Origin of the sequence: Streptomyces sp. GESEQ-4 (genome assembly GCF_017948455.1) — a bacterium.
Classification (GTDB): Bacteria; Actinomycetota; Actinomycetes; order Streptomycetales; family Streptomycetaceae; genus Streptomyces.
Genome location: NZ_JAFFSU010000028.1, coordinates 24,098 through 49,209 on the forward strand (window position 1 = coordinate 24,098; position 25,112 = coordinate 49,209).

Genomic DNA, 25,112 nt, shown 5'->3' on the forward strand with positions numbered 1-25,112 from the left:
TCCGCCCGAACGCTTCCGCCTGTTCCCCCGTCTCAGTACCGACTGAGAGGGACGGAGGGGGACATGCAGCACCGTACGTGGATCGCGGCCGCCATCGGTACCGCCGCTGTGACCCTGGCCGCCGGTCTGTGGATCGACGCGCTGGAGACCGGGCACACCGACGGGGGGCTCAAGGACGGGGGTCTCAAGGCGGATCCCGCCGGGGTCAAGGACACGTCGCCGTCCGGTGGGGTGACCGAGTGTGTCGGGACTCAGCCCACCGGCAGTCTGCCCGGCCTCCCTGGCACACCCAAGGGCGCCGGCGACACCGCGCTGGACCGGACGCTCGCCTACATCGACCTCGCCCAGCGGCGTCACGCCGCCGTCTTCACCGGGCTGGCCGTCGACCAGCGCCACCAGACGGCCAAGGTCTGGCGCATTCCGTCCGCCGCGCTCGACGCCGACCTCTGCGGGGCCGCCGAGAAGGGCGTGACGATCCGGCTGCACGACACCGACGTCAACCGCACGACCCTGGACGCGCTCGCCGGGCGGATCAGTGAGGACATGCAGCGTTGGGAGGGCACGTTTCAGATGCGTGCGGTCGGGGTCGACTCGGAGGGCTTCGTGAGCGTGGGCGTCGACGATCCCGCGAAGGCCGAGCCGATCCTGAAGGAGACGTTCGGGGAGAAGTACATCGAGGTGGAGCGCATGGGTCAGATCGAAGCGGACGTCGGCTGATCCTTCCGATGCAGCGCCCAGTACAACCCCGCGCTCACCGCGAACCCGACCAGGCACGTGATGTCGCCGAAGGACGGCCACTGCTCGGGCACCCAGCCGACGTACTTCTCCTGGTTGGAGAAGAACGGCACGGACACCGCGATGCCGGTCAACAGGGCGGCGAAACCGGGCCAGTTGGTGAAGGTGCGGTCGCCGAGTCGTGGCGCCAGTTCCTCGGCCGGCGTCCGCGCCCGGAGCCACCGCTCGACCAGGACGACCCCGAGCCACGGGCCCACCCAGTACGCGATCACCAGCAGGAACGCCTCGTACGCGTGCCCCGCGTCCGCGAGTGACGCCCACGCCGCCGCCGTACCCGCGAGACCGCACAGCACGACGATCGCGCCGCGCCCGAGCCACACGGGGAGGTTGAGGCCGAGGGAGGTGACCGACATGGCGGAGGAGTAGACGTTCAGGGCGTTCGCGGAGACCGCGCCGAGGATGATGGCGAGTAGGACCAAGTTGCTGAGCCAGCCCGGGAGATGGCCCGTGAAGGCGCCGGTCGGGGTGGCGCCCTCGGGGGCGACGATCGTCGCCGACGCCGCGCCGATCACGGAGACCACCGCCACGGAGACGAAGAGGCCGACGGCCGGGTACAGGGCCGTCCGGAAGCGGTTCGCCGTGCGTGGGAGATAGCGGGAGTAGTCGGAGGCGCCCGGGTTCCAGCCCGCCGTGTAGCCCCAGGCCGCGCTGAAGGCGAGCAGGAAGCCGCCGATGCCGCCGCCCGCGCCGGGGGCGGCGAGGTCCGCCTCCTTGAAGGTCCACACCCCGGCCAGCAGGAAGATCACCGCGAGGGCCGGGAACGCGTACTTCTCGAAGGCGTGGACGAAGTTGTGGCCGATGAAGCCGATCACGATCTCGGCCGCCACCACCAACAGCAGGGAGGGGAGCGGACGTAGACCGGTCAGGGTGTTGAGCGCGAAGGCGGCGCTCACACTGTTCACGGCGAACCAGCCGACCCCGGCGACCAGCGCGTTCACCCCGGAGGGCAGCAGATTCCCCTTGAACCCGAAGGAGAAGCGCCCGATCGCCATCTGCGGGACCCCGAACCGCGGGCCGTCCAGCGACAGGATCCCGTGCGTCAGCGCGCCGAGCGCCGTGCCCAGCAGCAGCGCCGCGGTCGCCTGCCAGAAGGTCAGCCCGAAGAAGAGGACCGAGATCACGCCGATGTAGACGGTCGCGAACTCGATGTTCGGAGACGCCCACGTCCACAGCAACTGCAGGGGACCGCCGTGCCGTTCGGCGTCGGGGATGGGTTCCGAGCCCGCCGTCTCGACGGCGATGACCTTGTCGCCGTACTCGGGGGCGATCGTGCCGGAGGAGTCGGCGGGAGCTGTCGTCATGCGAGACAAGTGTCCGGCCCGCACATGCCCCGGCCCAGGGGCGCATTGCCCGCTTCGGAGGGCTCCGCGGCGTACAGCTTGTCAGCCGTCCTCAGTCTTCCTTGGGGTCGTCGCCGCGCTTCTTGTCCTCCTCGTCCTCGAGGGACTTGAGGAATTCGGGGTTGTCGTCGGGCGCGACGAATTTCGTACGGCGGCCCGGGGAGAAGGGGGTGATGCCGCTCGCCGGGGTCTTGCGGACCTTGCCCGCCACGAACCAGGCGACCGGGCCGACCAGCACCTGGCCGAAGAGCAGGATGATGAACACCCACGCCACCTTCGGCAGCCCCTTCACCTCGTTCTCCGGGGTGTTCAGGCAGTCGATGAAGGCGTAGATCCACAGGGCGAGGACCAGCAGGAGGGGCAGATACCTGAGCATGAAGGCGGTGAACCCCCAGAAGACGGAGAGGGGCTTGGGACGGCCCCGGTGACGGGGCCAGGGTAGCCCTTGGCCGATACTGGACACATGGCTTACGACGATCTTCGCTCCCTGCTCAGGGCGCTGGAGCGCGAGGGTGACCTCAAGCGCATCAAGGCCGAGGTAGACCCGTATCTGGAGGTCGGGGAGATCGTCGACCGGGTCCAGAAGGCGGGCGGCCCGGCACTGCTCTTCGAGAGCGTGCGCGGCTCCAGCATGCCGCTCGCCATGAACGTCTTCGGGACCGACCGGCGCCTGCTGAAGGCGCTGGGCCTGAAGTCGTACGCCGAGATCTCCGAGAAGATCGGCGGCCTGCTCCGCCCCGAGCTGCCGCACGGCTTCGTCGGCGTACGCGAGGCCTTCGGGAAACTCGGCGCGATGACGCACGTACCGCCGAAGAAGGTGAAGTCCGACAGCGCGCCCGTGCAGGACGTCGTTCTGTACGGCGACGAGGTCGACCTCGACGACCTGCCGGCCCTGTTCACCTGGCCCCAGGACGGCGGCTCCTTCTTCAACCTGGGGCTCACCCACACCAAGGACCCCGAGTCCGGCATCCGCAACCTCGGGCTGTACCGCCTCCAGCGCCACGACAAGCGCACCATCGGCATGCACTGGCAGATTCACAAGGACAGCCGGAACCACTACCAGGTCGCCGCCCGGCGCGGTGAGCGGCTGCCGGTCGCCATCGCTTTCGGATGCCCGCCGGCCGTGACCTACGCCTCGACCGCGCCGCTCCCCGGTGACATCGACGAGTACCTGTTCGCCGGGTTCATCGCGGGCAAGCGGATCGAGATGGTCGACTGCAAGACCGTGCCGCTGCAAGTGCCGGCGCAGGCGGAGGTCGTCCTGGAGGGCTGGCTGGAGCCCGGCGAGATGATGCCCGAGGGGCCCTTCGGTGACCACACCGGCTTCTACACCCCGCAGGAGCCCTTCCCCGCCCTGAAGATCGACTGCGTGACGATGCGGAAGCGGCCGCTCCTGCAGTCGATCGTCGTAGGCCGCCCCCCGACGGAGGACGGACCGCTGGGCCGTGCGACGGAGCGCTTCTTCCTCCCGCTGCTGAAGGTCATCGTCCCGGACATCGTGGACTACCACCTGCCGGAGGCCGGGGGTTTCCACAACTGTGCGATCGTCTCGATCGACAAGAAGTACCCCAAGCACGCCCAAAAGGTGATGCACGCCGTATGGGGTGCGCACATGATGTCCCTCACCAAGCTGATCGTCGTCGTCGACGCCGACTGCGACGTCCACGATCTGCACGAGGTCGCCTGGCGGGCCCTCGGCAACACGGACTACGCCCGCGACCTCTCGGTCGTGGAGGGTCCGGTCGACCATCTCGACCACGCCTCCTATCAGCAGTTCTGGGGCGGCAAGGCGGGCATCGACGCGACGAAGAAGTGGCCCGAGGAGGGCTATACGCGGGACGGCGGGTGGCCCGAGATGGTGCTGTCCGACCCGGAGACGGCGGCGAAGGTCGACCGCCGGTGGAAGGAGTACGGCCTTTGAGTTCCGCATCCGCCGCGATCCCGCAGCCGGGACGCACCAAGGCGTTTCTGCGTCTGGTGATGATCGAGCACTCGGTCTTCGCGCTTCCCTTCGCTTACATCGCCGCGCTCACCGCGATGTTCCAGTGGGACCGGAACATTCACTGGGGCCGGCTGCTGCTGGTGACGATCTGCATGGTCGGGCTGCGCACCTTCGCGATGGCCGTGAACCGGATCATCGACCGTGAGATCGATGCCCGTAATCCCCGGACGGCGCAGCGTGAGCTGGTCACCGGTGCGATGTCGGTGAAGCACGCCTGGACCGGTGCGTTGATCGCCGTGGTGGTCTTTCTGGGCTCGGCGGCGCTGCTCAATCCGCTGTGTCTGGCCCTCGCGCCCGTCGCGGTGATTCCGATGGTGGTGTACCCCTACGGCAAGCGGTTCACGAACTTTCCGCAGGCCATCCTTGGTCTGGCTCAGGCGATGGGGCCGGTCGGCGGGTGGCTGGCGATCACCGGTGAGTGGTCCTGGGACGCGGTAATCCTGGGGCTCGCCGTCGGTATCTGGATCGGTGGGTTCGATCTGATCTACGCCTGCCAGGATGTCGAGACCGATCGTGAGATCGGGGTGATGTCGGTTCCGGCCCGCTTCGGGATTCCGGCGGCGGTGTGGGGGGCGCGGGTCTGCCATGCGGTGACGACGGCCCTGTTCGTCTGGTACGCGGTGGTGACGGATGCGGGCTTCTTTTTCTGGTTCGGTCTGCTGATTGTCGCGAGTGCGTTCATTTACGAGCACTCGATTGTGCGGCCGCGTGATCTGTCGCGGCTGAACAGGGCGTTCTTCAGTGTGAACGGGTTTATTGGGATCGCGTTGTTCGTGTGTGCGTTGCTGGATCTGATGGTGCGGGGGTTGACGGTCTAGGGGTCTAGGGGCGGTCTGTCGTTGGTTGTCTGCGGGCCGGTGGGGGCTTGTCGCGCAGTTCCCCGCGCCCCTATCGGGGCGCTGCAGAGCCGTGGGTGACTTTGCCTGGGTCGCCTTAGGCTCCGCGCGTGGGTATCGCGGGGCGGCGGAACAGGTAGGCCGCTACGACTCCTGACACCAGGCCGATCAGATGGCCCTGCCAACTGACGCTGGTCTGGGTGGGGGCCAGGCCGGACAGGATGGAGCCGCCCCAGACCGCGGCTATCAGGAGGCCGACGAGGATGCCGAGTGGGCGGCGTTCCACGAAGCCGGTCACCAGGAGGAAGCCGAAGAGGCCGAAGATCAGGCCGGAGGCGCCCGCGGTGTTGCTGTGCGCCGGGGATATGAGCCATACACCCAGTCCGTCCGCGACGATGATCAGCGCGCAGACGAGGGCGAACCGGCGCAGGCCGCCGAGGGCCGCGAGGAAGCCGAGGACCAGCAGCGGCACGCTGTTGGCGGCGACATGGGCGAAGCCGAAGTGGAGGAACGCGGCGGGCACGATGTCGATCAGCTCGGACGGTTCGCGCGGGGTGATGCCGAGGCCGTCCAGCGCATGGCCGCTGATCACGTCGACCACTTCCAGCAGCCACAGCAGGGCCACCCAGCCCACCACCACCTTGGCCGCGGTCCTCGCCCGATCACCCCGCGTCAACGCAAGGCCCGCACCGGATCCGGCGGCACCCCTCGCCGCGCCAGATCGCCAGCTGGAGCCTGCGCCGAACCGCCCACCCGAGCCACCGGAGCCCGCCCCGAACCGCGAACCAGAGCCCGGGCCGGACGGCCCACCGGAGCCCGCGCCAGTCCGCCACTTTGAGCCCGGCCGCTCACCGGAGCCTGCCCCGAACCGCCACCCGGAGCCCGCGCCAGACCGCCACCCGGAGCCGCCACCCGGCCGCCCACCGGAGTCTCCACCTGCCCCGGCACCAGACCCCGCACCCATACCCGCCATGGCATCCCCCAGCCCTAGCCCGTCACTCATAGCAACGGCCCGCACCCCTCGGCCGGTTCCCGGGGTGGGGAGCCGGATAGGCTCGGTGTCGTGAACCGAGTCAAGCCAGGAGAGACGGCGCGTACGCCTTGGATCGTAGGGGTGTCCGGCGCCTCCGGCACCCCGTATGCCGCCGCCGTGCTGCGCGCGCTGCTGGTCGCGGGCGAGAGTGTCGACCTGGTCGTCAGCCGGGCCTCCCGGCTCACCCTGCTCGATGAGACCGGCATCGCCTTCCGGGACGCCCACTGGCGAGACGACCTGCGGGAATGGCTGGCGCGAGGAGCCGACGGCAAGCCGGAGGCCTTCGCCGTGGACCTCGCCGGCGTACGGCACTGGAGCGCCGGTGACCTGGCCGCGGGCCCGTCCTCGGGGTCGTACCCCGCCAAGGGGATGCTGATCGTGCCCGCCTCCACCGCCTGCGTCGCGGGCGTCGCGCTCGGGCTGTCGAAGGACCTGCTCCAGCGTGCGGCGAGCGTGACCCTGAAAGAGGGCCGCAAGCTCGTCGTCGCCGTACGCGAGGCACCGCTCAACGGGCAGACCCTGCGCCACCTGGTGACACTGGACGACGCGGGCGCGACCGTCGTGCCCACCTCGCCCGCCTTCTACCAGGGGGCCACACACATCCAGGACCTGGTGGACTTCGTGGCCGGCCGGATCCTGGACGCGGCCGGTGTCGAGCACGATCTCTACCGCCGCTGGAAGGGCGAACTCGGCGGCGGGTCCGGCGCAACCTGAACCACCGACCCTCTGAGTCACTGAGTGACTGGGCAACGCCCGAAGACTCGTCACCTCTATATCTCTCTTCGACCTATATCTCTATCGACCTAATCAGCGGAAGGCTTCGAATCGCATGGACGCGGTGGACAGGCAGCTCATCCAGGCCCTGAGAGAGAACGGCCGGGCCTCGTACGCGGAGCTGGGGCGCCTCGTCGGCCTGTCGGGACCCAGCGTCACCGACCGCATCAACCGGCTGGAGGCGGCCGGCGTCATCACCGGCTACCGCGCCACCGTCGACGCCGCCTCGCTCGGCCTCGGCGTCACCGCGCTGATCGGCATCTCGCTCTCCGACGCCACCGACCACGAGGACGTGGCCCGGCGACTGAGGGATCTCTCCGAGATCGAGGACTGCTGGTTCATCGCCGGCGAGGACTCCTACATGCTCAAGGTGCGCGCCGCCGACGTGGACGGCCTGGAGAAGATCATCCGCCGGCTCAGTGGCACCAAGGGCGTCTCCCGGACCCGTACCACGATCGTGCTCTCCACGAAGTGGGAGAACCGGGTCGGAGAACTCCCCGAAGAAGCGTAGGCGTACGGTTGTCGAGGCTGTCTGAGAAAGGTGTGACCCCCATGGACGTCGGGCTCAAGCGCGAGCTGGAGCAGAAGGTCAGGGCCGGTGAGCGGCTGACCCGTGAGGACGGCATCGCGCTCTACGAGTCGGACGACCTGGCCTGGCTGGGCGGGCTGGCGCACGAGGTGCGGACGCGCAAGAACGGCGACGTCGTGCACTTCAACGTCAACCGGCACCTCAACATGACCAACGTGTGCACGGCCTCCTGCGCCTACTGCTCGTTCCAGCGCAAGCCGGGCGAGAAGGACGCGTACACGATGCGCATCGAGGAGGCCGTGAAGCTCGCCAAGTCGATGGAGGGCGAGAACCTCACCGAGCTGCACATCGTCAACGGGCTGCACCCCAATCTTCCGTGGCGGTACTACCCCCGCTCCCTGCGCGAGCTGAAGGCGGCCCTCCCGGACGTATCGCTCAAGGCGTTCACGGCGACGGAGATCCACCACTTCGAGACGATCTCCGGGCTGAGCGCGTCCGAGATCCTCGACGAGCTGATCGACGCCGGTCTTGAGTCCCTCACCGGCGGCGGCGCGGAGATCTTCGACTGGGAGGTGCGGCAGCACATCGTGGACCACCGCACCCACTGGGAGGACTGGTCCCGCATCCACCGGCTGGCGCACGAGAAGGGTCTGAAGACCCCCTGCACCATGCTGTACGGCCACATCGAGGAGCCGCGGCACCGCGTCGACCACGTGCTCCGGCTCCGTGAGCTGCAGGACGAGACGAACGGCTTCCAGGTCTTCATCCCGCTGCGCTACCAGCACGACTTCGTCGACATGAAGGACGGCAAGGTACGCAACCGCCTCCAGGCGCGCACGCAGATGGCGACGGGTGCGGAGGCCCTGAAGACCTTCGCCGTCTCCCGTCTCCTCTTCGACAACGTCCCGCACGTCAAGGTCTTCTGGGTCATGCACGGCGTCCAGACCGCGCAGCTGGCCCTCCAGCACGGCGCCGACGACATGGACGGGTCGGTCGTCGAGTACAAGATCACGCACGACGCGGACGACTTCGGTACGCCGAACAAGCTCACCCGTGAGGATCTGCTGGACCTGATCCGGGATGCGGGGTTCCGGCCGGTGGAGCGGAACACGCGGTACGAGATCATTCGGGAGTACGAGGGTCCGGACCCGGAGCGCCGGGAGTCGCCGCAGCCGATGCGGGTGTGATTTCGCTTTACATCACCGCAGTTCAGGGCTGATACAGGGCTTGGGTGGTCCCGGCGAGGGCCCGGGCAAGATCCCGCACCAGGTGCTCGGGGATGTGGTCGGGTTCATGTATGGAGGGCCCGCCACCACCTCCATGACCGGCGAGTGGTTCGCCGCGGCCGAGGCAGGCAAACCCGTCTTCTACGGCGACACCACCAAGCGCTGGAGCTGGGTCCACGTCGACGACCTCGCCGACGCCTACGTCCGCATCCTCGACAACCCGACCGCCGTGGACGGCGAGGTGTTCGTCGTCGCCGACGACCAGCGCCTGCCCGCCCTGGACATGCAGCGCGTCGCCGTGCGCGCGGCCGGATACACCGGCGAGATCATCCTGGAGACCGCGGAGGCCGGCGGGATGATGCAGATGACCGCCGACCAGGACGAACTCGTCACGAGCGCGAAGGCGCACCGCCTGCTCGGCTGGCGCCCCCGCCACGCCTCGTTCACCGACAACCCCGAGCAGCACTACCGCGCGTGGAAGGCCGGCCGGTCGAGCACCGACTGAACACGCGGCGGGGCGGAGGCGCGAGACCGCGCTGACAGGGCCGAGGTGGGTACTCGGGCCGCATGACTGACACCAAGGCTCCTGAGGACGCCTATACCGCTGAGCCCTTCCTTCCCGACCGCGGTGGTCTTCCCGCCCTGCGTCGCGCCGCCGCCGACTGCCGCGGCTGCCCCCTGCACCGGGACGCCACCCAGACCGTCTTCGGTGCCGGGAACTCGGACGCTCGCGTCATGCTCGTCGGTGAGCAGCCCGGCGATCAGGAGGACCGTCAGGGCAAGCCCTTCGTCGGGCCCGCCGGGCGGCTCCTGGACCGTGCGCTGGAGGAGGCCGGCATCGACCCGGCGGACGCCTATGTCACCAATGCCGTCAAGCACTTCAAGTTCACGCAGGCCGAGCCTCGCAAGCGCCGTATCCACAAGGCGCCGACGCTGCGTGAGATGACGGCGTGCGGGCCGTGGCTCGCGGCCGAGCTGGCGGTCGTGGAGCCGGAGTTGATCATCGTGCTCGGCGCCACCGCGGGCAAGGCGCTGCTCGGGTCGTCGTTCCGGGTGACGCAGGTGCGCGGGGCGGTCCTGGAGGAGGAGATCCATGGACGCCGGGAGCGGCTGGTGCCGACCGTGCACCCGTCGTCGGTGCTGCGGGCGCAGGACGACAAGGACCGGAGGGCGGCGTACGAGGGGCTGGTCTCGGATCTGAAGGTGGCGGCGCGCGCACTGTCGTAATGGCTACGATGCTTGCGTGTCCCTTACTTTCACCCTGGACCCCGCCGTCGATCCCGCCCTCCGCGACGGCATTCTCGACCTGTGGACCGACGTCTCCAACGCGGGCGGCTCCGTCGGTTTCGTGCCGCCGGTGACGCGGGAGGCGATACGCCCGGAGCTGGTGAAGCACTTCGCGGCGATGGCGGACGGCCGCACGCGGCTGCTCGTCGGGCATGACGAGGCCGGGCAGGTCGCGGCGACCGCCTTCTTCACCTTCAACACGCACCGGCTGATGACGCACTGGCTGTGGCTGTACACGGTGATGGTGCACCCGCGGCACCAGGGCCGGGGCTACGGCCGTGACCTGCTGTCCGCCGCCGAGGACGCGGCCCGCGGCTTCGACGGCATCGAGGCGATCCGGCTCACCTGCCGGGGTGGCAACGGCCTGGAGCGGTTCTACGGCTCCTGCGGCTACAAGGAGGTTGGGCGGGTCCCCGGCGCGATCCGCGTCGCTCCCGGGGACGACCGGGACGACGTGCACATGCTGCTGACGCTGAGCTGACCGTCGTACACCCCCCTCCAAGATCGGGAGGTGCGCGTGCTTCACTTGATGACGGACCTTTTTGGAATCGGAAGAGTGGATTGAGATGCTCCGCTACACACTGATGCGCCTCGGGATCTTCGCGGGCTGCCTCGTGGTCGTCTGGGGCCTCGTCTACTCCGGCCTGGCCCCGCGCGGTCTCGGCGAGTCCAACGGCATGTGGGTCGTCCTGCTCGCTCTGGTGATCTCCGCCCCGATCAGCTTCGTGGCGTTGCGCAAGGAGCGGGACCGGGCGTCGGTGCGGATCGTCCAGAAAGTGGACCGGGTGAAGGCCAACCTGGACGCCAACCGGTCCCAGGAGGACGTGGCGGACGACGCCTCCCGTGCGCAGGGGCATGCCTCTTAAGGCTCTGCCGCGGCCTGCGAACCGTAGGCTGACCCCATGGGTGCCGTGAAGACCAAGCGGATGCCGCGTGCCGTCCGTGAGCAGCAGATGCTCGACGCCGCCGTGCTGACCTTCGGCCAGCGGGGATACATGGCCGCGTCGATGGACGAGATAGCCGAACTGGCGGGCGTCTCCAAGCCGTTGGTCTATCTGTACCTCAACTCGAAGGAAGACCTCTTCACGGCGTGCATCCGCCGGGAGGCGGCCGCGCTCACCGAAGCGGTCCGCAAGGGCGTCGACCCGGGGCTGCCCGCCGACCGCCAACTCTGGGCGGGGCTGCGGGCGTTCTTCACGCACACCTCGCAGAACCCGGACGCCTGGTCGGTGCTGCATCTCCAGGCCCGCACGCACGGCGAGCCGTTCGCTTCCGAGGTCGCCGGGATGCGCGAGGAGATCGTCGCGTTCGTGACGCAGTTGATCCTGGCCGGCGCCCGCGAGGCACACCACGACCCGGACCTCCCGGAGCGCGAGGTCGCCGGTCTCGCCGAGGCCCTGGTCGGCGCCGCCGAGTCCCTCGCCGCCTGGGCCAACACAACGCCGGGCGTGACCGCCCGCCAGGCCGCCGCGACCCTCATGAACTTCGCCTGGGCAGGCCTCGGCGGCCTGATGGCGGGCCACCCCTGGCCCCCACCGGAGGAGCCGGAGCCGGCTCAGGCCGGGTAGGCGGCGCCAGCCACTAAGCCGAGCTGGTGAATGCCGCTGCGCCACAGCGCCCCTCCAGGGGCGCGGGGAACTGCGCGACCAGCCCCCACCGGCCCGCAGCCGGCACTCAGGCCGGATAGACCGCGCCGCTCACGTGTGTCCGGTCGCTGCCCCGTAGCTCGAAGCGTTCGCCGTCCGCCGCATACGTCACCGTGCCCGGCAGCAGCACCGGTGCCTTGAAGTGGGCCCGTACCAGCGCCCGTTCCGGGACGCCGTGTGCCGCCAGGCATCGGGCCACGGTCCACATCCCGTGGGCGATGGCTCGGCGGAAGCCGAAGAGGCGGGCCGTGAAGGCGTAGAGGTGGATCGGGTTGCGGTCTCCGGACGCGGACGCGTAGCGCCGGCCGATGTCTGCGGCCAGGCGCCACTCGGCGATGACGGGCAACGGCTCCGGCTCTTTCTTCGGATCCATCGGAGTCGGAGACTGTGGTGGGGTACGGGCGTCCGTCCGATGCCGGGCCAGATACGTACTGCGCGACTCCCATACGACGTCCCCCGCGGCCCGCACCTCCGTGACGACCGCGGCCTCCGTGCCCCGCCGATGGGGCGCCAGTCCCTCGACGTGGACGCCGACTTCGTACTCCCCGGTCGCCGCGAGCGCGCGCCGCTGGGTGATCTCGATCGACGTATGGACGAGTCCCAGCAGCGGCAGCGGAAAGCCCCGGCCGCTCATCAGCCGCATGGCCAGCGGAAAGCCCAGCACATGCGGATAGGTCACGGGCAGCGCGTCGTCGCCGGTGGCGAAGCCGCAGACGCGTTCGTAGGCGGCCAGCCGGGCGAGGTCGATGCGGACGCCGGGCAGGACGAGCCGGGTGCGGGGGAAGTCGGCGTCCGGGCGGGGCCGTTTGAAGGGGGAGAGGAGGGCGCCGCGGGCGAGCAGGGGCGTGAGCGCGGGCGCGTCGGTCAGGTCGGCCATGGTCATCTCCCCACGCGGGAACTATGCTTACTCTGGAGTAACGTTACCTCAGGTAAGGCCAGGTCGGGAGGTGAACATTCCTCACCTTAGGGGGTTCCAACGCGCCGGTGGAGCAGAGAAGTTGACGTCCGCCCGGCCGGTTCCTGTGTGATCGCCGAGGTTGCACATCCCCGGCCCCTTACCGCCCCGTAACCCGCACCAACTCCACACCTGGGCGCCGTACGATCTCCCACCTAACCAGCGGTAACACGCGTGGCCGCACACCGCCGGTGAACGCCGCAGTACACGCCGCGCGTACTTCATGCAGCAGAGCGGTACGAGCTGCACGCCCCAGGAGCTGCCCATGTCGATCCCGCAAGCGTCCCCGTCCGGCTCCACCCCCGACTTCGGCATCGACCTCGACTACGACGGCGAGCCGATCCTCATGGCGCCGGAGATCCGTCGGCTGGACGGAGTGGTGCGGGAGGTGTCCATCCCGCCGCTGGTCGCATCGGCCGTGCACGGCTCGCTCGCCGACCTGCCGTTCGACCGCGCGGAGACGCAGCCGGAACATGTCGTCCTCAGCCGCAAGACGGAGGACGGCGACTGGATCGATGTGACGGCGGCCGAGTTCGCGGCGCAGGTGCACGCGGTGGCCAAAGGGCTGATAGCCGAGGGGCTGGTCCCCGGCGACCGGGTCGCCGTCATGGCGCGTACGAGGTACGAGTGGACGCTCCTCGACTTCGCCGCCTGGGCCGCCGGCCTGGTGACCGTCCCCGTCTACCCCACCTCCTCCGTCTTCCAGGTCCGCTGGATCCTCCAGGACTCCGGCGCGGTCGCCCTGGTCACCGAGACCGCCGCCCAGGCCGCCGCCATCGGCCCCGAGCGCGAACGCCTGCCCGACCTGCGCCATATGTGGGTCATCGAGAAGGGTCATGTGGACCGGCTGGCGGAGCTGGGCGAGCAGGTGCCGGACCAGGAGGTGGACGTACGCCGCGGGATGCTGGTCCCCGACACCATCGCCACCCTCGTCTACACCTCGGGCACGACCGGCCGCCCCAAGGGCTGCGCGCTCAGCCATGGCAACTTCTTCGCCGAGGTCGACAACGCGATCGAACTCCTGTACCCGATCTTCAAGGCGCGGACGAGCGAAGAGGCGTCGGTGCTGCTGTTCCTGCCGATGTCCCATGTCTTCGGCCGGATGGTGGCGATCGCGTGCGTCCGGGCGGGAGTACGGCTGGGTCATGCGCCGAGCCTGAAACCGGACGACCTGCTGCCGGACCTGGCGAGCTTCAGACCGACGTGTCTGCTGGCCATCCCGTACATGCTGGAGAAGATTTTCAACAGCGCGCGGGCCCGTGCGGAGTCGAGCGGCCGGGTCTCGGCGTTCGACCGTGCGACGAACGTTGCCATCAAGTACGGCGAGGCGATGGAGGCGAAACAGACGGGGACGGGCTCGGGCCCGGGCCGGGCGCTGAAAGCCGCGCGCACCTTCTACGACCCGCTGGTCTACCGCCGTATCCGCAACGCGATGGGCGGACGCGTACGGTACGCGATCTGCGGCGGCTCACCGCTGGGCAGGCGGCTGGCCGCGTTCTACGCCGGGGCGGGCATCGAGATCTACGAGGGCTACGGCCTGACCGAGGTCACTGCCGCGGCGACCATCACACCCCCGCTCAAACCCCGTCTGGGCACGGTCGGTTGGCCGCTCCCCGGCACGAGGGTCCGCATCGCCGCGGACGGCGAGATCCTGCTGGCCGGCGGTCAGGTACTGCGCGGCTACTGGGACCCGCAGGCCGGCGGAGTGGTCCCGGCGGCCCCCGACGGCTGGCTGGCGACGGGGGACATCGGCGCGCTGGACGACGAGGGCTACCTGACGATCACCGGCCGCAAGAAGGAACTCCTGATCACAGCGGGCGGCAAGAGCGTGGCCCCGGCCCCGCTGGAGAACTGGCTCCGCTCCCACCCGCTGATCTCCCAGGCGATCGTCGTCGGCGACGGCCGCCCCTACGTCTCCGCGCTGATCACCCTCGACATGGACGGCATCACCCACTGGCGCCGCATGAACGGCAAACACCCCGTCCCCGCCGAACTCCTGGTCAACGACGAGGAGTTGACCGCCATCCTGCAACGCGCCGTGGACGACGCGAACAAGCTCGTCTCCCGCCCCGAGTCGATCCGCCGCTTCGCGATCCTGCCGCAGGACTTCACGGAGTTCTCCGGCCATCTGACGCCCTCCATGAAACTGCGCCGCGAGGCGGTCATGCGGGACTTCGCGGCGGATGTGGAGCGACTGTACGAACGTTAGAGGCGCGGCGGGTGGGCTTGTTCCCTGGGCGCGCTGCGCGGAAAACGGTTGCCGTCCTGTGACGACAACCGCTTGACGTGACATGCCGCCGGGGCATTGGCTACCGCCACCCGGGTAGCAACGCCGCTCATCCGCTCGGAAGGCTCCAGCAGTGAACCCTCTTTCCCCCCACACATCAGCCCTACGCCGTATCTGCATAGCTCTCGCCGCCTCCGTCTCGGCCCTGTCGATCACCGCGTGCGGTGTCGTCGACGGAATCGGGGACAGCGACAGCTCCGCGACCCCGGAGAAGGGCGACGACATCACGGTGGGTCTCCTCCTGCCGGACAAAGACACGGCCCGTTACGCGAAGTTCGACGAACCGCTGATCAAGAAGGAAGTCGCCACCCTCACCAACAACAAAGGCAAGGTCGTCTACGCCAACGCCGAGGCGAGCGTGGCCGAGCAGAGCCGGCAGTTCCAGAAGATGATCGCCGACAAGGTGGATGTCATCCTCGTCGACGCGCTGGATGCCAAGGCCATCGCCGCGGACGTGCAGAAGGCCAAGGACGCGAACATTCCGGTCATCGCCTACGACCGGCTCGCGCAGGGGCCCATCGACGCGTATGTCTCCCACGACAACGAGCTGGTCGGCGAGGTGCAGGGCCGCGCCATCATGGGCGAACTCGGCTCGCGGGCCGAGTCCTCCAAGGTCGTCATGATGAACGGCGACCCCGGCGACCCGAACACGGCACTGTTCAAGAAGGGCGCGCTCGACGAGCTCGAGGGCAAGGTCGACATCGTCGAGCAGTACGACACGGACAAGTGGTCGCCCGTAGTCGCCGAAGCGAACATGGGTAAGGCGATCGAGGCCGTCGGGGTGGACGACATCGCCGCCGTGTACGCGGCGAGCGACGGACTCGCGGGCCCCGTGATCACGGCGCTGAAGGCGGCGGGCGCGAGCAGGATTCCGCCGGTGACCGGGCAGGACGCGAATCTGGACGCGGTGCAGCGGATCGTCGCGGGCGACCAGTACATGACCGTGTACAAGCCGTTCGCCGAGGAGGCGACCCAGGCCGCGAGGATGGCCGTGTTCAAGGTCCAGGGGCGCTCGATCGAGTTCGACGCACTGACCCAGGACAAGGTCGACAGCCCGACGCAGGACGACATTCCCGCACAGTTGGTACCGGTGATCGCCGTCACCCAGGACAACATCGAGGAGACGCTGATCCAGGACGACGTCTACACCGTCAAGGAGATCTGCACCGCGGAGTACGCGGCGGACTGCGCGGCGATCGGCCTGAAGTAAGCCCGGAGTGGAGTGGAGTGGAGGAGCGCGGAGCGGTCAGGGCCGCGCGCCGTCCCTTCGATAGCTCTCCACCAGGTCGGCGAACGCCCTGGTCGGCGGGCTGAGCGCATCCCAGCGGCGCACGGCCCAGCCGACGGGCAGCGGGCAGAGGCTGGGGAGCGGGATCAGGCGGAGGGCTCCGTCGCCGGGGACGGGCAGCCCGGGCAACGCGGGCACGACCGCCCGCCCGACCCCCAGCTCGGCCAGGAGCAGCGCCGTGTCCCAGTCGGCCACGCTGGTGTCGAAGCTGAAACGGACGCCCAAGTCGGCGCAGGCGGCGTCCAGGGACGCGCGGTCGGCCAGCGGGTCGCCGGCCCGCACCGCCAGCACCCACGGCAACTCCACCACCGGCCGCTGCTCGATGCCCCGCACCGGCCGGCCCAGCGTGATCCACGCCAGGTCCAGGTCGCTGTCGGCCAGCGCGTCGAAACACGCCCGGCTCGAACTCTTCGTGCGGAACTCCAGGTTGACCTTGGGATGCCGCTGCCGGAACGTCACCACCGCGTCCGACATGAAGTGCCGTACGGTCGTCGCGCCGGTCGCCACCCGTACCGTGCCGCTCTCCCCGTCGGCCAGGTCCCGCAGCCGCCGCAGCGCCAGCTCCAGCCCGACGAGCCCTTCGGACGCGGCCGCCTCCAGCACGCGGCCGGCATGTGTCGGTACGACACCTCGCGGCTGCCGCTCCAGCCGCTTCACGTGCTGGGTCACCGCGGACTGGGTGCACGAGAGATCGCGTGCCACCGCACTGAGGCTCCCGGCCCGGCACACCGCCACGAATACTCGCAGGTCGTCGAGGGTCACAACACGACCGTCTGGGGCGCGCTCGAGCTTCGATCGCCAGGCCATGTGTCCGTTGCTTTCCGACCGGGCGCCGCGTTTCCTGAGCAGCTGCGGGTTCGTTGTGGCTGGTCGCGCAGTTCCCCGCGCCCCCTACGGGGCGCTGATGCTAGGTGGGTTTGCGGGCGATCAGGGACGCCTGCTGAGTTGTTTCGTTCGGGGCCGGCTCTCGCACCATCCGCATGACGGGCGCGAACCCTGCCGCCCGGAGCAGGCCGTCGATCTGGTCCGGCCGGCGGCGTTGGAAGTCCAGCGTCACCTCGTGGCCCCAGGGCCGTTCGTGGCGGCGGGGCTCGTCGCCGATCTGGAAGGCGATCAGGAGGTGGCCGCCGGGTGCGAGGACGCGGCGGAACTCGGCGAAGAGGGAGGGGAGTTCGTTCACGGGGGTGTGGATCGACGAGTACCAGGACACGGCGGCCGCGAGCGAACCGTCGGGAAGGTCCAGCTCCAGCATCGAGCCCTGCTCGAACCGCAGCCCCGGATTCTCCCGCCGGGCGATCGCGAGCATCGACTCCGACAGGTCGAGCCCGAAGACGGACAGTCCGAGGGAGGCGAGGTGGGCCGTCACCCGCCCCGGCCCGCAGCCCAGGTCGGCCACGCGACCGCCCGCCCCCACCAGTTCCGCGAACCCGGCGAACACCGCCCGGTCCAGCGGCGTGGCGAACGCGGTACGGAAGAGGTCGGCGTAGTCCTCGGCGATGGCGTCGTAGAAGGTGCGGGTGGCGGTGAGGAAATCGGCTTCGGTCATGGCCGCGGACCCTACCGACCCCCACTGACGGGGCAAAAGGCAGGAGCCCCGTCGCCTTGCGGCGTGGGGCTCCTTGGGTACTGCTATTCGTTCCGGATCAAAGCACCAGGCTCCGAGGCCGAAGACTCAGACGGGGGTGACGTTCTCCGCCTGCGGGCCCTTCGGGCCCTGAGTGACGTCGAAGGAGACCTGCTGGTTCTCCTCCAGCGAGCGGAAGCCGCTCGCATTGATCGCGGAGTAGTGAACGAAGACGTCGGGGCCGCCGCCTTCTTGGGCGATGAAACCAAAGCCCTTTTCGGCGTTGAACCACTTCACGGTTCCGGTAGCCATAAGCCCTCCTTGGGCCCAAAGGGTTGCCCTGCTCCAGAACCTGCAAGTGTGAAAACAGTGCCGCACAACTGCATACGTCTGAAAACGACGAGAGCCCGCGGTTACATGCTCCGCAGGCTCTGTACTGCAAGGGAAACCAAACTGCAACTTGCGGCGAGCCTAGCATGCAGGCAGCCGAAAGCAATAGAGGCCAAGATCACGTCACTCGGAAGTTTGAAGATCCAGGCGGGGGGCTGACGGGGCCTATGAGGCGGTTCGCGGCACCCTGAAGAGTGCACCGTACCCCACGGGGTCTAGTCTCGCGATGTGGACATTTCTCGCACCCGGCCGCGCGTCGGCCACATTCAGTTCCTCAACTGCCTGCCCCTGTACTGGGGGCTCGCGAGAACCGGCACCCTCCTCGACTTCGAGCTGACCAAGGACACCCCGGAGAAGCTCAGCGAGCAGCTGGTCAAGGGTGACCTGGACATCGGGCCCATCACGCTCGTGGAGTTCCTGCGCAACGCCGACGACCTGGTCGCCTTCCCGGACATCGCCGTCGGCTGCGACGGACCGGTGATGTCCTGCGTGATCGTCTCGCAGGTCCCGCTGGACCGGCTGGACGGCGCCCGGGTCGCCCTCGGCTCGACCTCGCGCACCTCCGTCCGCCTGGCCCAGCTGCTGCTGGCCGACCGCTACGGCGTGCGGCCCGACTACTACACGTGCCCGCCCGACCTGAGCCTGATGATGCAGGAGGCCGAGGCGGCCGTACTGATCGGGGACGCCGCGCTGCGCGCCAACCTGCTCGACGGCCCGCGCTTCGGCCTCGAGGTGCACGACCTCGGCGCGCTGTGGAAGGAGTGGACCGGCCTGCCCTTCGTCTTCGCCGTCTGGGCCGCCCGCCGCGACTACCTGGAGCGCGAGCCCGTCATCACCCGCGCCGTGCACGAGGCCTTCCTCGCCTCCCGCAACCTCTCCCTCGACGAGGTCGGCAAGGTCGCCGAGCAGGCGGCCCGCTGGGAGGCCTTCGACGAACAGGTCCTGGAGCGGTACTTCACGACCCTCGACTTCCGCTTCGGGGCACCCCAGTTGGAGGCGGTCGCCGAGTTCGCCCGCCGCGTCGGTCCGACGACCGGCTTCCCGGCCGACGTGAAGGTGGATCTGCTCCAGCCGTAGGAGCGTCTGTACCCATAGGCTGCCGGGAGTGCAGGCGTACGCGCAGGAGACTGGCGTGCGCGGGGGAGAGGGGGGCGCGCCATGCAACCGCTCGACGTCGACGAACCCACCACCGTGGGTCCCTACCGGCTGCTCGGCCGGCTCGGCTCCGGCGGCATGGGGCGGGTCTATCTGGGCCGCAGCTCCGGTGGCCGCACGGTCGCGGTGAAGATCGTGCACCCGCACTTCGCCCTCGACGAGGAGTTCCGCGCCCGCTTCCGGCGCGAGGTCGACGCCGCGCGCCGGGTGGGCGGCGCCTGGACCGCGCCGGTGCTGGACGCCGACCCCGACGCGCGGGTGCCCTGGGTGGCCACCGCGTATGCGGCGGGCCCCTCGCTGAGCGCGGCGGTCGCGGACCGGGGTCCGCTGCCGCTCCATTCAGTACGGGCCTTGGGTGCGGGTCTGGCCGAGGCGCTGGCGGCCGTGCACGAACTGGGGCTGGTCCACCGGGATGTGAAGCCCTCGAACGTGCTGCTCACCCTCGACGGGCCGCTGCTGATCGACTTCGGGATCGCCCGCGCCACGGACGGCACGGCGTCCCTCACCTCCACCGGCGTCTCGATCGGCTCGCCCGGCTATATGTCGCCCGAGCAGATCCTCGGCAAGGGCGTCACGGGTGCGGCGGACGTCTTCTCGCTGGGGGCGGTGCTGGCGTACGCGGCGACGGGGGAGCCGCCGTTCCGCGGTGACTCGTCGGCGGCGCTGCTCTACAAGGTCGTCCACGAAGAGCCCGAACTCGGGTCCCTGACCGGTGACTTGCGGGAGCTGGCGGCGGCCTGTCTCGGAAAGGACCCGGAGGCTCGGCCCTCGCCGGGTGAGGTGGCCCGGCTGCTGGCTCCGGAGGGCGCGGCCCGGCTGGTCTCGGGCGGGTGGCTGCCGGGGGCGCTGGTGGAGCAGGTGAGCCGGGGTGCCGTACAGCTGCTGAATCTTGAGGCGGCGGGGGAGGTGGCGTCGGGGCCGGTGGGGTTCAGCAATCCGTCGGTGGGGGAGTTCGGGCCGCCGCCGGTCATGCCGTCCGTCGCGCCGTCGGGTTCCGTGCCGTCGGCTTCCGTGCCGTCGGGTTCCACGCCCTCGGGTTCCGTGCCCGAGCCGCGTGACGCCGCGCCGACGGTGTCTCCGCAGCAGCCCGGCAAGCTCTCCGTTTCCGTGGCGGCGACCGCGGCGCCGGGTGACGGGGGGCGGGGTCGGAGGGTGAGCTGCACGGTGGCTCTCGCGGTCGCGGGGGCGCTGGCGGCGGTGACGGTGGGGTCGGTGTTCGTGTTCGACCTGCTGCCGGGAGACAGCAACGCGTCAGACTCGGCGGGCGGTTCACCGTCCAGCTCGGCGTCCGGCTCGTCGTCCAGTGAGGCGCCGGGTGACAGCAATCCGACCGCCGTACCCGCCGCCTACCTCGGCACCTGGGAAGGCCAGGGCACCGGACTCGGCGGCAGCCTCCCCATGGGTACCTTCCGGGTCACCCTCCACAAGGCGGACGTGGGCGAGGAGTTGGGGACGGTTCGGCAGACCGATCCGGTCGGCTTCGTCTGCAATGACGTACTGACCCTGAAGAGTGTGTCCGCGAAGCAGATCGTGGCGACGTCCGTGGGGGCCAAGGGCAATCACGCGGGGTGCAGTCAGGCCGCCGCGACGGTGCGGATCACTCCGGTCGGGGACGATCTGACCTACCGGTCGGACAGCGCGGAGTCGGGGAATCCGACGGCCCGGATGTCGAAGATCGATTAGCGGGTCCCGCTTCAGGACATCCTGTGTCCACTTTTTGTTAATGCCCTGTTTGGGAAACTCCGGTGCACGTAGCCGGAATTGTTCCCCACGGTTCCTGATGTCACACAACCATTCCTGAGCGGCGCTCATCTAAGACGGAGAATCACCCGCGATTCTCCGGAGGCTTGCCGAGAATGGTCAGTCCGAGCCCGCCCTTAACGGAACAGGCGACCCCGGCAACGCCGTTGCCGGGGGCCACGCACGGAACCCGGACCCGGCTCCGCCTCCGTCTGCCCCGCCGCCCCGCCGGCCCGGCAGGCACCGCCGCGCTGCTGGCCGCGGCCCTCACCCTCGCCGTCCTGTGCGCCGGCGACATCATCGCCCGCAGCTACCCCTTCGGCTCCCGCACCCGCAGCGTCAACGACCTCGGCAACCAGTACGTCCCCTTCCACGCCCACCTGTGGGACCTGCTGCACGGACGGGCCGACGGCGGCCTCCTCGTCAACTGGCAGTCCGGGTACGGCTCCAGCTTCCTGCCCGACCTCGGTACGTACGTCAGCAGCCCGTTCGCCCTGCTCGTAGGGGTGTTCCCGCGGGACGAGATCGACCTCGCGGTGTATGTGATCACCCTGCTGAAGGTGGCGTCGGCGGGGGCCGCGATGGCGTGGCTGCTGCTCCGGATGCGCCCCGGCCGCTGGTGGGCCGCGGGGCTGCTCGGAGCGTCGTACGCCCTGTGCGGCTGGACGTTGGCCTCCGCCATCTACAACGTGATGTGGCTCGACGGCCTGCTCGCCCTGCCGCTGCTGTGCCTGGTCGGCGAGTGGGCGCTGAACGACCGGCGTCGGGTGCTCGGCGTGATCATCGTGGCGCTCGTCTGGATCGCCAACTTCTACACGGCGTACATGGCCACGCTCGCCGCCGGTCTGGTGGTGTTACTGCGGCTCTGGCTCGCGGACCTCGACCGGCGGCAGCGCCTCGCGGCGGCGGGCCGCGCGGTCCTGACCATGGCGCTCGGCGTCGGACTGGCGGCTCCGCTGGTCGTCGTCGTGTACTTCGGCACCAAGCACGCCTACCCCGGCGTGGTCCGGACGTTCGTCCCCTCGTCGACCGAGGACATGGTGGCCCGGCTGCTGCCGACGACGTACAACTTCGGTACGCCCGCCATCTACGTCGGCACCACAGCGCTGCTGCTCGCCCTCGCCCTGCCCTTCCACCGGAAGGTCCCGCGCCCGGTCCGCTACGGCTGGACGCTGCTCGCCGTCGCCGTCGCGCTGTCGTTCCAGTGGGGCCCGACCCACCTTCTCTGGCACGCCTTCACCACCCCGAACGGCAGCTCGTACCGGCAGACCTTCGTGCTCTGCGGGCTGCTGGTGATCGCCGCGTGGCATGCGCTGGCGTACGGCCCTCCCGGCCGGCGCGCGTTGGGTGCGGCGGGCGGACTGCTGGCGCTGATCATCGCCGTCGCGAGCCGCAGCGCGCTGACGGACCGCTCCTTCGTCCTGCCGCTCACCCTGCTCGCCGCCGCGGGCGCCCTGTGCGGGCTGGCCCTGCTCGCCCGCCACCACAGCGGGCGGCGTAAGACGGTCCTCGCCGGACTGGCCGTCACGCTGCTCATCGGCACGCAGGTCGCCGAGGCCACCGCCACCTCCGCCGTCGCCACCCGGCTGCGCTTCGGGCACCTGGACGACTACGCGCCCTGGGGGCCGCGGCAGCAGCAACAGGCGGACGCGATCGCCGAGGCCGACGGCTGGCCCCGCTATCGGACCGACCCGGGCCGGGAGCAGACCGTCGGCAACGACCCGCTGATGGTGGGCGGTCAGGGCGCCCAGTACTACAGCAGCCTGACCGCCGACGTCCTCAGCCGCACGCTCATCGCCCTCGGCGGCGGCTACACCTCGCGCGGCCGCAACATCCAGAGCCTGGACAACGCCGTCACGGACGCGATCTTCTCCGTCGGCGCGCGGGTGCACTCACCGCCGGACCCGCACCAGGGCTGGTTCCCGCAGGACGGCACCAAGGCGACCGTGACCCGCCAGGACGTGCCGCCCCTGGTCACGGTGCGGCCGACCGCCGGCGCGAACGTCTCCGCCTTCGGGCCGTCGCCGTACCGCAACCAGGAACTGCTGCTGGGCGCCCGCGTCTACACCGTGCCGCCCATCACCGTCCGCACCCCCTCCGGGAAGCAGCCGCAGCGCAGCGCCGGCAGCCGGCCCGGGCTACGGGTCAACGGACCCGGCACGTCGACGATCACCGCTACCTGCCGGGCCGGCAGTGAGGCGTACCTCTGGGCCCCGCGCTTCTCGGGCACCGCGAGCATCGCCGGGGCGCAGAGTCCCGGGCGGTTCCGGTCCGACCCCGGGACCAAGATCGCCGCGATAGAGCCCCTCGGCACGGTCCCGGCGTCCGGGCGGCTCCGCATCGAGCTGTCCCCGAACCGGCCGGGCGTCGTCCCCGAGGGCGCGGTCGGCTGCCTCGACACCGGGCGCCTGCGCGCCGCCGTCGACCAGTTGAAGACCACCGGCGCCACGAAGGTGTCCGTCTCCGACGGCACGATCCGCGCCGAACTGCCGCCCGGCAGCAAGGGAACCGCGGTCGTCGCGGCCCCGCGCATCGCCGGCTGGCGCTGTGCGACCGGTGCCGCCGACGCCGTACCCGCGAAGCAGTACTACGGCCTGATCGCCGTCCCCCTGGACGGCTCCTCGACCAGTCTCACCTGCACGTTCCACCCACCGGGCCTGCGCCTGGGCGGAGCCGTCGGCGCCGCCTCCCTGCTGACCCTCATCGCCCTCAGCGTCCTCGCCGCGGTCAGACGACGGCGCGCACACCACCATCCGAGCGCCTGACCACCGCTCGCCGACCGGACCTCACGGGGAGAACCCGAACCATGCTCATCTCGATCGTCGCACCCTGCTTCAACGAAGAAGACGTCATAGCCCGGTTCCACGACGCGGTCCAGAAGATCGCGGAGGAACTCCTGCCGCTCGGCCACGACATGGAGTTCGTCTACGTCGACGACGGCAGCCGCGACCGGACTCTCGAGGAGTTGCAGCGGCTGGCCGAACTCGACGCGCGCGTGCGCTACGTCTCCTTCAGCCGGAACTTCGGCAAGGAGGCAGCCCTGCTCGCCGGTCTGCGCCACGCCTCGGGTGACGCCGTGATCGTCATGGACGCGGACCTCCAGCACCCGCCGGAGCTGATCCACCGCATGGTGGAACTGCACGACCAGGGCTACGACCAGGTCATCGCCAAGCGCACCAGGACCGGCGACCGCCTCACCCGCACGGTCACCGCCCGCCTCTACTACCGCCTCATCAACCGGCTCGTCGACGTCGAACTCGTCGACGGCGTGGGCGACTTCCGGCTGCTCTCCCGGCGTGTGGTGGACGCGATCGTGGACCTCACCGAGTACAACCGCTTCTCCAAGGGCCTGTTCGCCTGGGTCGGCTTCCCCAGCACCACCTTCGAGTACGAGAACGCCACCCGCGCCCACGGCAGCAGCTCCTGGAGCTTCCGCAGCCTGCTCAACTACGGCCTCGACGGCCTGCTCTCCTTCAACAACCGCCCGCTGCGCGCCGCCCTCTACCTCGGCATGGCACTGCTGTTGTGCACGGGCCTCTACACGGCGTGGATTGTGGGCGCCGCGCTCATCAACGGCGTGGAGACCCCGGGCTATGTCACGATTATCACGGCCGTCACCGCCGCGGCGGCCATGCAAATGATCATGCTGGGGATCATCGGCGAGTACACCGGGCGGATCTACTACGAGGTCAAGGGCCGCCCGCACTTCCTGGTGAAGGCGACGAACGTGGACCGAGCCCCGGACCCGGCACGGTGCGGCGGTCACCCGACCAAGGATCTCATTCCCTGATGAGCAATTCCCTGACGAGCACGCGAACCGGAACCGAGTCGGAGCCCCGCCCGATATCGGGCCAGATCGTCGTCTTCGCCGTCGTCGGTGTCATCAACACCGGCACGTACTACGGCCTTTACCTGCTGCTCCTGCCGCACCTTCCGTACATGGCCGCGCACCTCGTCGCCTCCGGCCTCAGCATGATCGGGTCCTTCTTCCTCAACACCCGGTTCACTTACCGGACGAGACCGACCTGGCGGAAATTCCTGCTGTTCCCCCTGACGAACGCGACGAGCTTCGTCGTCACCACGGCAGGGGTGTACGTCATCGTCGACATCCTGCACGCCGGAAGCCGCTTCGCTCCGCTGCTCGCGTCGATGGTGGCGATCCCGGCGACGTTCGTGGTGTCACGGACGATCATGCTGCCGAAGGCCGGCAGAAGCCCTCGGTAAAAAGGGTCGGCAGAACTGCCGCTGCGATACTGACTCCTTGT

The 25,112-nt window shown here is 69.7% G+C and carries 25 protein-coding genes; 18 read left to right on the plus strand and 7 right to left on the minus strand.

The window, feature by feature from the left end:
* Positions 1 to 63 precede the first annotated feature (63 nt).
* Entirely contained in the window at positions 64 to 717 is a 654-nt protein-coding gene (locus tag KCH48_RS35360; RefSeq protein ID WP_210581011.1) for a hypothetical protein, read from the plus strand.
* Here the strand turns inward: KCH48_RS35360 and KCH48_RS35365 are convergent.
* Both KCH48_RS35365 and KCH48_RS35370 read right to left on the minus strand, forming a co-directional pair.
* On the minus strand, positions 693 to 2,096 hold the full coding sequence (locus tag KCH48_RS35365; RefSeq protein ID WP_210581013.1) for a cytosine permease: 1,404 nt from the start codon (positions 2,094 to 2,096) through the stop codon (positions 693 to 695). The genes KCH48_RS35360 and KCH48_RS35365 overlap by 25 nt on opposite strands.
* 91 nt (positions 2,097 to 2,187) lie before the next feature.
* Positions 2,188 to 2,511: a PLD nuclease N-terminal domain-containing protein gene (locus tag KCH48_RS35370; protein WP_210581015.1), complete on the minus strand. Its 324-nt coding sequence runs from the start codon at positions 2,509 to 2,511 to the stop codon at positions 2,188 to 2,190.
* A gap of 87 nt (positions 2,512 to 2,598) precedes the next feature.
* Here KCH48_RS35370 and KCH48_RS35375 point away from each other — a divergent pair, with 87 nt between their 5' ends.
* Both KCH48_RS35375 and mqnP read left to right on the plus strand, forming a co-directional pair.
* Positions 2,599 to 4,056 (plus strand): menaquinone biosynthesis decarboxylase, encoded by a 1,458-nt coding sequence (locus tag KCH48_RS35375; RefSeq protein ID WP_210581017.1) that lies wholly within the window; start codon positions 2,599 to 2,601, stop codon positions 4,054 to 4,056.
* On the plus strand, positions 4,053 to 4,955 hold the full coding sequence (gene mqnP / locus KCH48_RS35380) for a menaquinone biosynthesis prenyltransferase MqnP (RefSeq protein WP_210581019.1): 903 nt from the start codon (positions 4,053 to 4,055) through the stop codon (positions 4,953 to 4,955). Before KCH48_RS35375 ends, mqnP begins: the two co-directional genes overlap by 4 nt.
* Before the next feature lie 115 nt (positions 4,956 to 5,070).
* On the opposite strand, the gene KCH48_RS35385 is transcribed toward mqnP, so the two are convergent.
* Positions 5,071 to 5,649, minus strand: coding sequence for a rhomboid family intramembrane serine protease (locus KCH48_RS35385; RefSeq protein WP_210581021.1), 579 nt, complete (start codon positions 5,647 to 5,649; stop codon positions 5,071 to 5,073).
* A 387-nt stretch (positions 5,650 to 6,036) separates the two neighbouring features.
* On the opposite strand from KCH48_RS35385, the gene KCH48_RS35390 reads away from it, so the two are divergent.
* From KCH48_RS35390 to KCH48_RS35425, 8 genes are all read left to right on the plus strand, one after another.
* Positions 6,037 to 6,720 (plus strand): UbiX family flavin prenyltransferase, encoded by a 684-nt coding sequence (locus KCH48_RS35390; protein ID WP_210581023.1) that lies wholly within the window; start codon positions 6,037 to 6,039, stop codon positions 6,718 to 6,720.
* A gap of 115 nt (positions 6,721 to 6,835) precedes the next feature.
* A complete protein-coding gene (locus KCH48_RS35395) occupies positions 6,836 to 7,291 on the plus strand; it encodes an Lrp/AsnC family transcriptional regulator (RefSeq protein ID WP_210581025.1) in 456 nt (151 codons plus the stop codon).
* Between the two features lie 41 nt (positions 7,292 to 7,332).
* Positions 7,333 to 8,496, plus strand: a complete 1,164-nt coding sequence (gene mqnE, locus KCH48_RS35400; protein ID WP_210581027.1) for an aminofutalosine synthase MqnE — start codon at positions 7,333 to 7,335, stop codon at positions 8,494 to 8,496.
* Between the two features lie 40 nt (positions 8,497 to 8,536).
* A complete protein-coding gene (locus tag KCH48_RS35405) occupies positions 8,537 to 9,040 on the plus strand; it encodes an NAD(P)-dependent oxidoreductase (RefSeq protein WP_210581029.1) in 504 nt (167 codons plus the stop codon).
* 62 nt (positions 9,041 to 9,102) lie between these two features.
* Positions 9,103 to 9,762 carry a UdgX family uracil-DNA binding protein gene (locus KCH48_RS35410; RefSeq protein ID WP_210581030.1) on the plus strand — a complete coding sequence of 220 codons (660 nt, stop codon included), beginning with the start codon at positions 9,103 to 9,105 and terminating at the stop codon, positions 9,760 to 9,762.
* Positions 9,763 to 9,778: 16 nt separating this feature from the next.
* The gene (locus KCH48_RS35415) at positions 9,779 to 10,303 is read left to right on the plus strand and encodes a GNAT family N-acetyltransferase (protein ID WP_210581033.1); all 525 of its coding nucleotides are present in this window, start codon (positions 9,779 to 9,781) and stop codon (positions 10,301 to 10,303) included.
* Between the two features lie 85 nt (positions 10,304 to 10,388).
* Entirely contained in the window at positions 10,389 to 10,688 is a 300-nt protein-coding gene (locus KCH48_RS35420) for a DUF4229 domain-containing protein (protein ID WP_210581034.1), read from the plus strand.
* Between the two features lie 36 nt (positions 10,689 to 10,724).
* Positions 10,725 to 11,390 carry a TetR/AcrR family transcriptional regulator gene (locus tag KCH48_RS35425; protein WP_210581036.1) on the plus strand — a complete coding sequence of 222 codons (666 nt, stop codon included), beginning with the start codon at positions 10,725 to 10,727 and terminating at the stop codon, positions 11,388 to 11,390.
* A 106-nt stretch (positions 11,391 to 11,496) separates the two neighbouring features.
* On the opposite strand, the gene KCH48_RS35430 is transcribed toward KCH48_RS35425, so the two are convergent.
* The gene (locus KCH48_RS35430; protein WP_210581038.1) at positions 11,497 to 12,345 is read right to left on the minus strand and encodes a MaoC/PaaZ C-terminal domain-containing protein; all 849 of its coding nucleotides are present in this window, start codon (positions 12,343 to 12,345) and stop codon (positions 11,497 to 11,499) included.
* 424 nt (positions 12,346 to 12,769) lie between these two features.
* On the opposite strand from KCH48_RS35430, the gene KCH48_RS35435 reads away from it, so the two are divergent.
* Positions 12,770 to 14,632, plus strand: a complete 1,863-nt coding sequence (locus tag KCH48_RS35435; RefSeq protein ID WP_246886386.1) for a long-chain fatty acid--CoA ligase — start codon at positions 12,770 to 12,772, stop codon at positions 14,630 to 14,632.
* Between the two features lie 151 nt (positions 14,633 to 14,783).
* Positions 14,784 to 15,920, plus strand: a complete 1,137-nt coding sequence (locus tag KCH48_RS35440; protein WP_210581041.1) for a sugar ABC transporter substrate-binding protein — start codon at positions 14,784 to 14,786, stop codon at positions 15,918 to 15,920.
* 36 nt (positions 15,921 to 15,956) lie between these two features.
* On the opposite strand, the gene KCH48_RS35445 is transcribed toward KCH48_RS35440, so the two are convergent.
* The 3 genes from KCH48_RS35445 to KCH48_RS35455 all read right to left on the minus strand — a co-directional run bounded on the left by KCH48_RS35445 (position 15,957) and on the right by KCH48_RS35455 (position 17,874).
* Positions 15,957 to 16,760, minus strand: a complete 804-nt coding sequence (locus KCH48_RS35445; RefSeq protein WP_210581042.1) for a LysR family transcriptional regulator — start codon at positions 16,758 to 16,760, stop codon at positions 15,957 to 15,959.
* Positions 16,761 to 16,905: 145 nt separating this feature from the next.
* The gene (locus KCH48_RS35450; protein WP_210581044.1) at positions 16,906 to 17,544 is read right to left on the minus strand and encodes a class I SAM-dependent methyltransferase; all 639 of its coding nucleotides are present in this window, start codon (positions 17,542 to 17,544) and stop codon (positions 16,906 to 16,908) included.
* A 126-nt stretch (positions 17,545 to 17,670) separates the two neighbouring features.
* The gene (locus KCH48_RS35455; RefSeq protein WP_003992177.1) at positions 17,671 to 17,874 is read right to left on the minus strand and encodes a cold-shock protein; all 204 of its coding nucleotides are present in this window, start codon (positions 17,872 to 17,874) and stop codon (positions 17,671 to 17,673) included.
* Positions 17,875 to 18,180: 306 nt separating this feature from the next.
* On the opposite strand from KCH48_RS35455, the gene KCH48_RS35460 reads away from it, so the two are divergent.
* The 5 genes from KCH48_RS35460 to KCH48_RS35480 all read left to right on the plus strand — a co-directional run bounded on the left by KCH48_RS35460 (position 18,181) and on the right by KCH48_RS35480 (position 25,071).
* Positions 18,181 to 19,029 carry a menaquinone biosynthetic enzyme MqnA/MqnD family protein gene (locus tag KCH48_RS35460; protein ID WP_210581046.1) on the plus strand — a complete coding sequence of 283 codons (849 nt, stop codon included), beginning with the start codon at positions 18,181 to 18,183 and terminating at the stop codon, positions 19,027 to 19,029.
* Between the two features lie 81 nt (positions 19,030 to 19,110).
* Entirely contained in the window at positions 19,111 to 20,790 is a 1,680-nt protein-coding gene (locus KCH48_RS35465) for a serine/threonine-protein kinase (protein ID WP_210581048.1), read from the plus strand.
* Positions 20,791 to 20,963: 173 nt separating this feature from the next.
* Positions 20,964 to 23,612, plus strand: a complete 2,649-nt coding sequence (locus tag KCH48_RS35470; RefSeq protein ID WP_210581050.1) for a YfhO family protein — start codon at positions 20,964 to 20,966, stop codon at positions 23,610 to 23,612.
* 41 nt (positions 23,613 to 23,653) lie between these two features.
* Complete coding sequence (locus KCH48_RS35475; RefSeq protein ID WP_210581052.1) at positions 23,654 to 24,637, plus strand: glycosyltransferase family 2 protein; 984 nt, start codon at positions 23,654 to 23,656, stop codon at positions 24,635 to 24,637.
* Positions 24,637 to 25,071, plus strand: coding sequence for a GtrA family protein (locus tag KCH48_RS35480; protein ID WP_210581054.1), 435 nt, complete (start codon positions 24,637 to 24,639; stop codon positions 25,069 to 25,071). The genes KCH48_RS35475 and KCH48_RS35480 overlap by 1 nt, the downstream gene beginning before the upstream one ends.
* Positions 25,072 to 25,112: the final 41 nt, after the last annotated feature.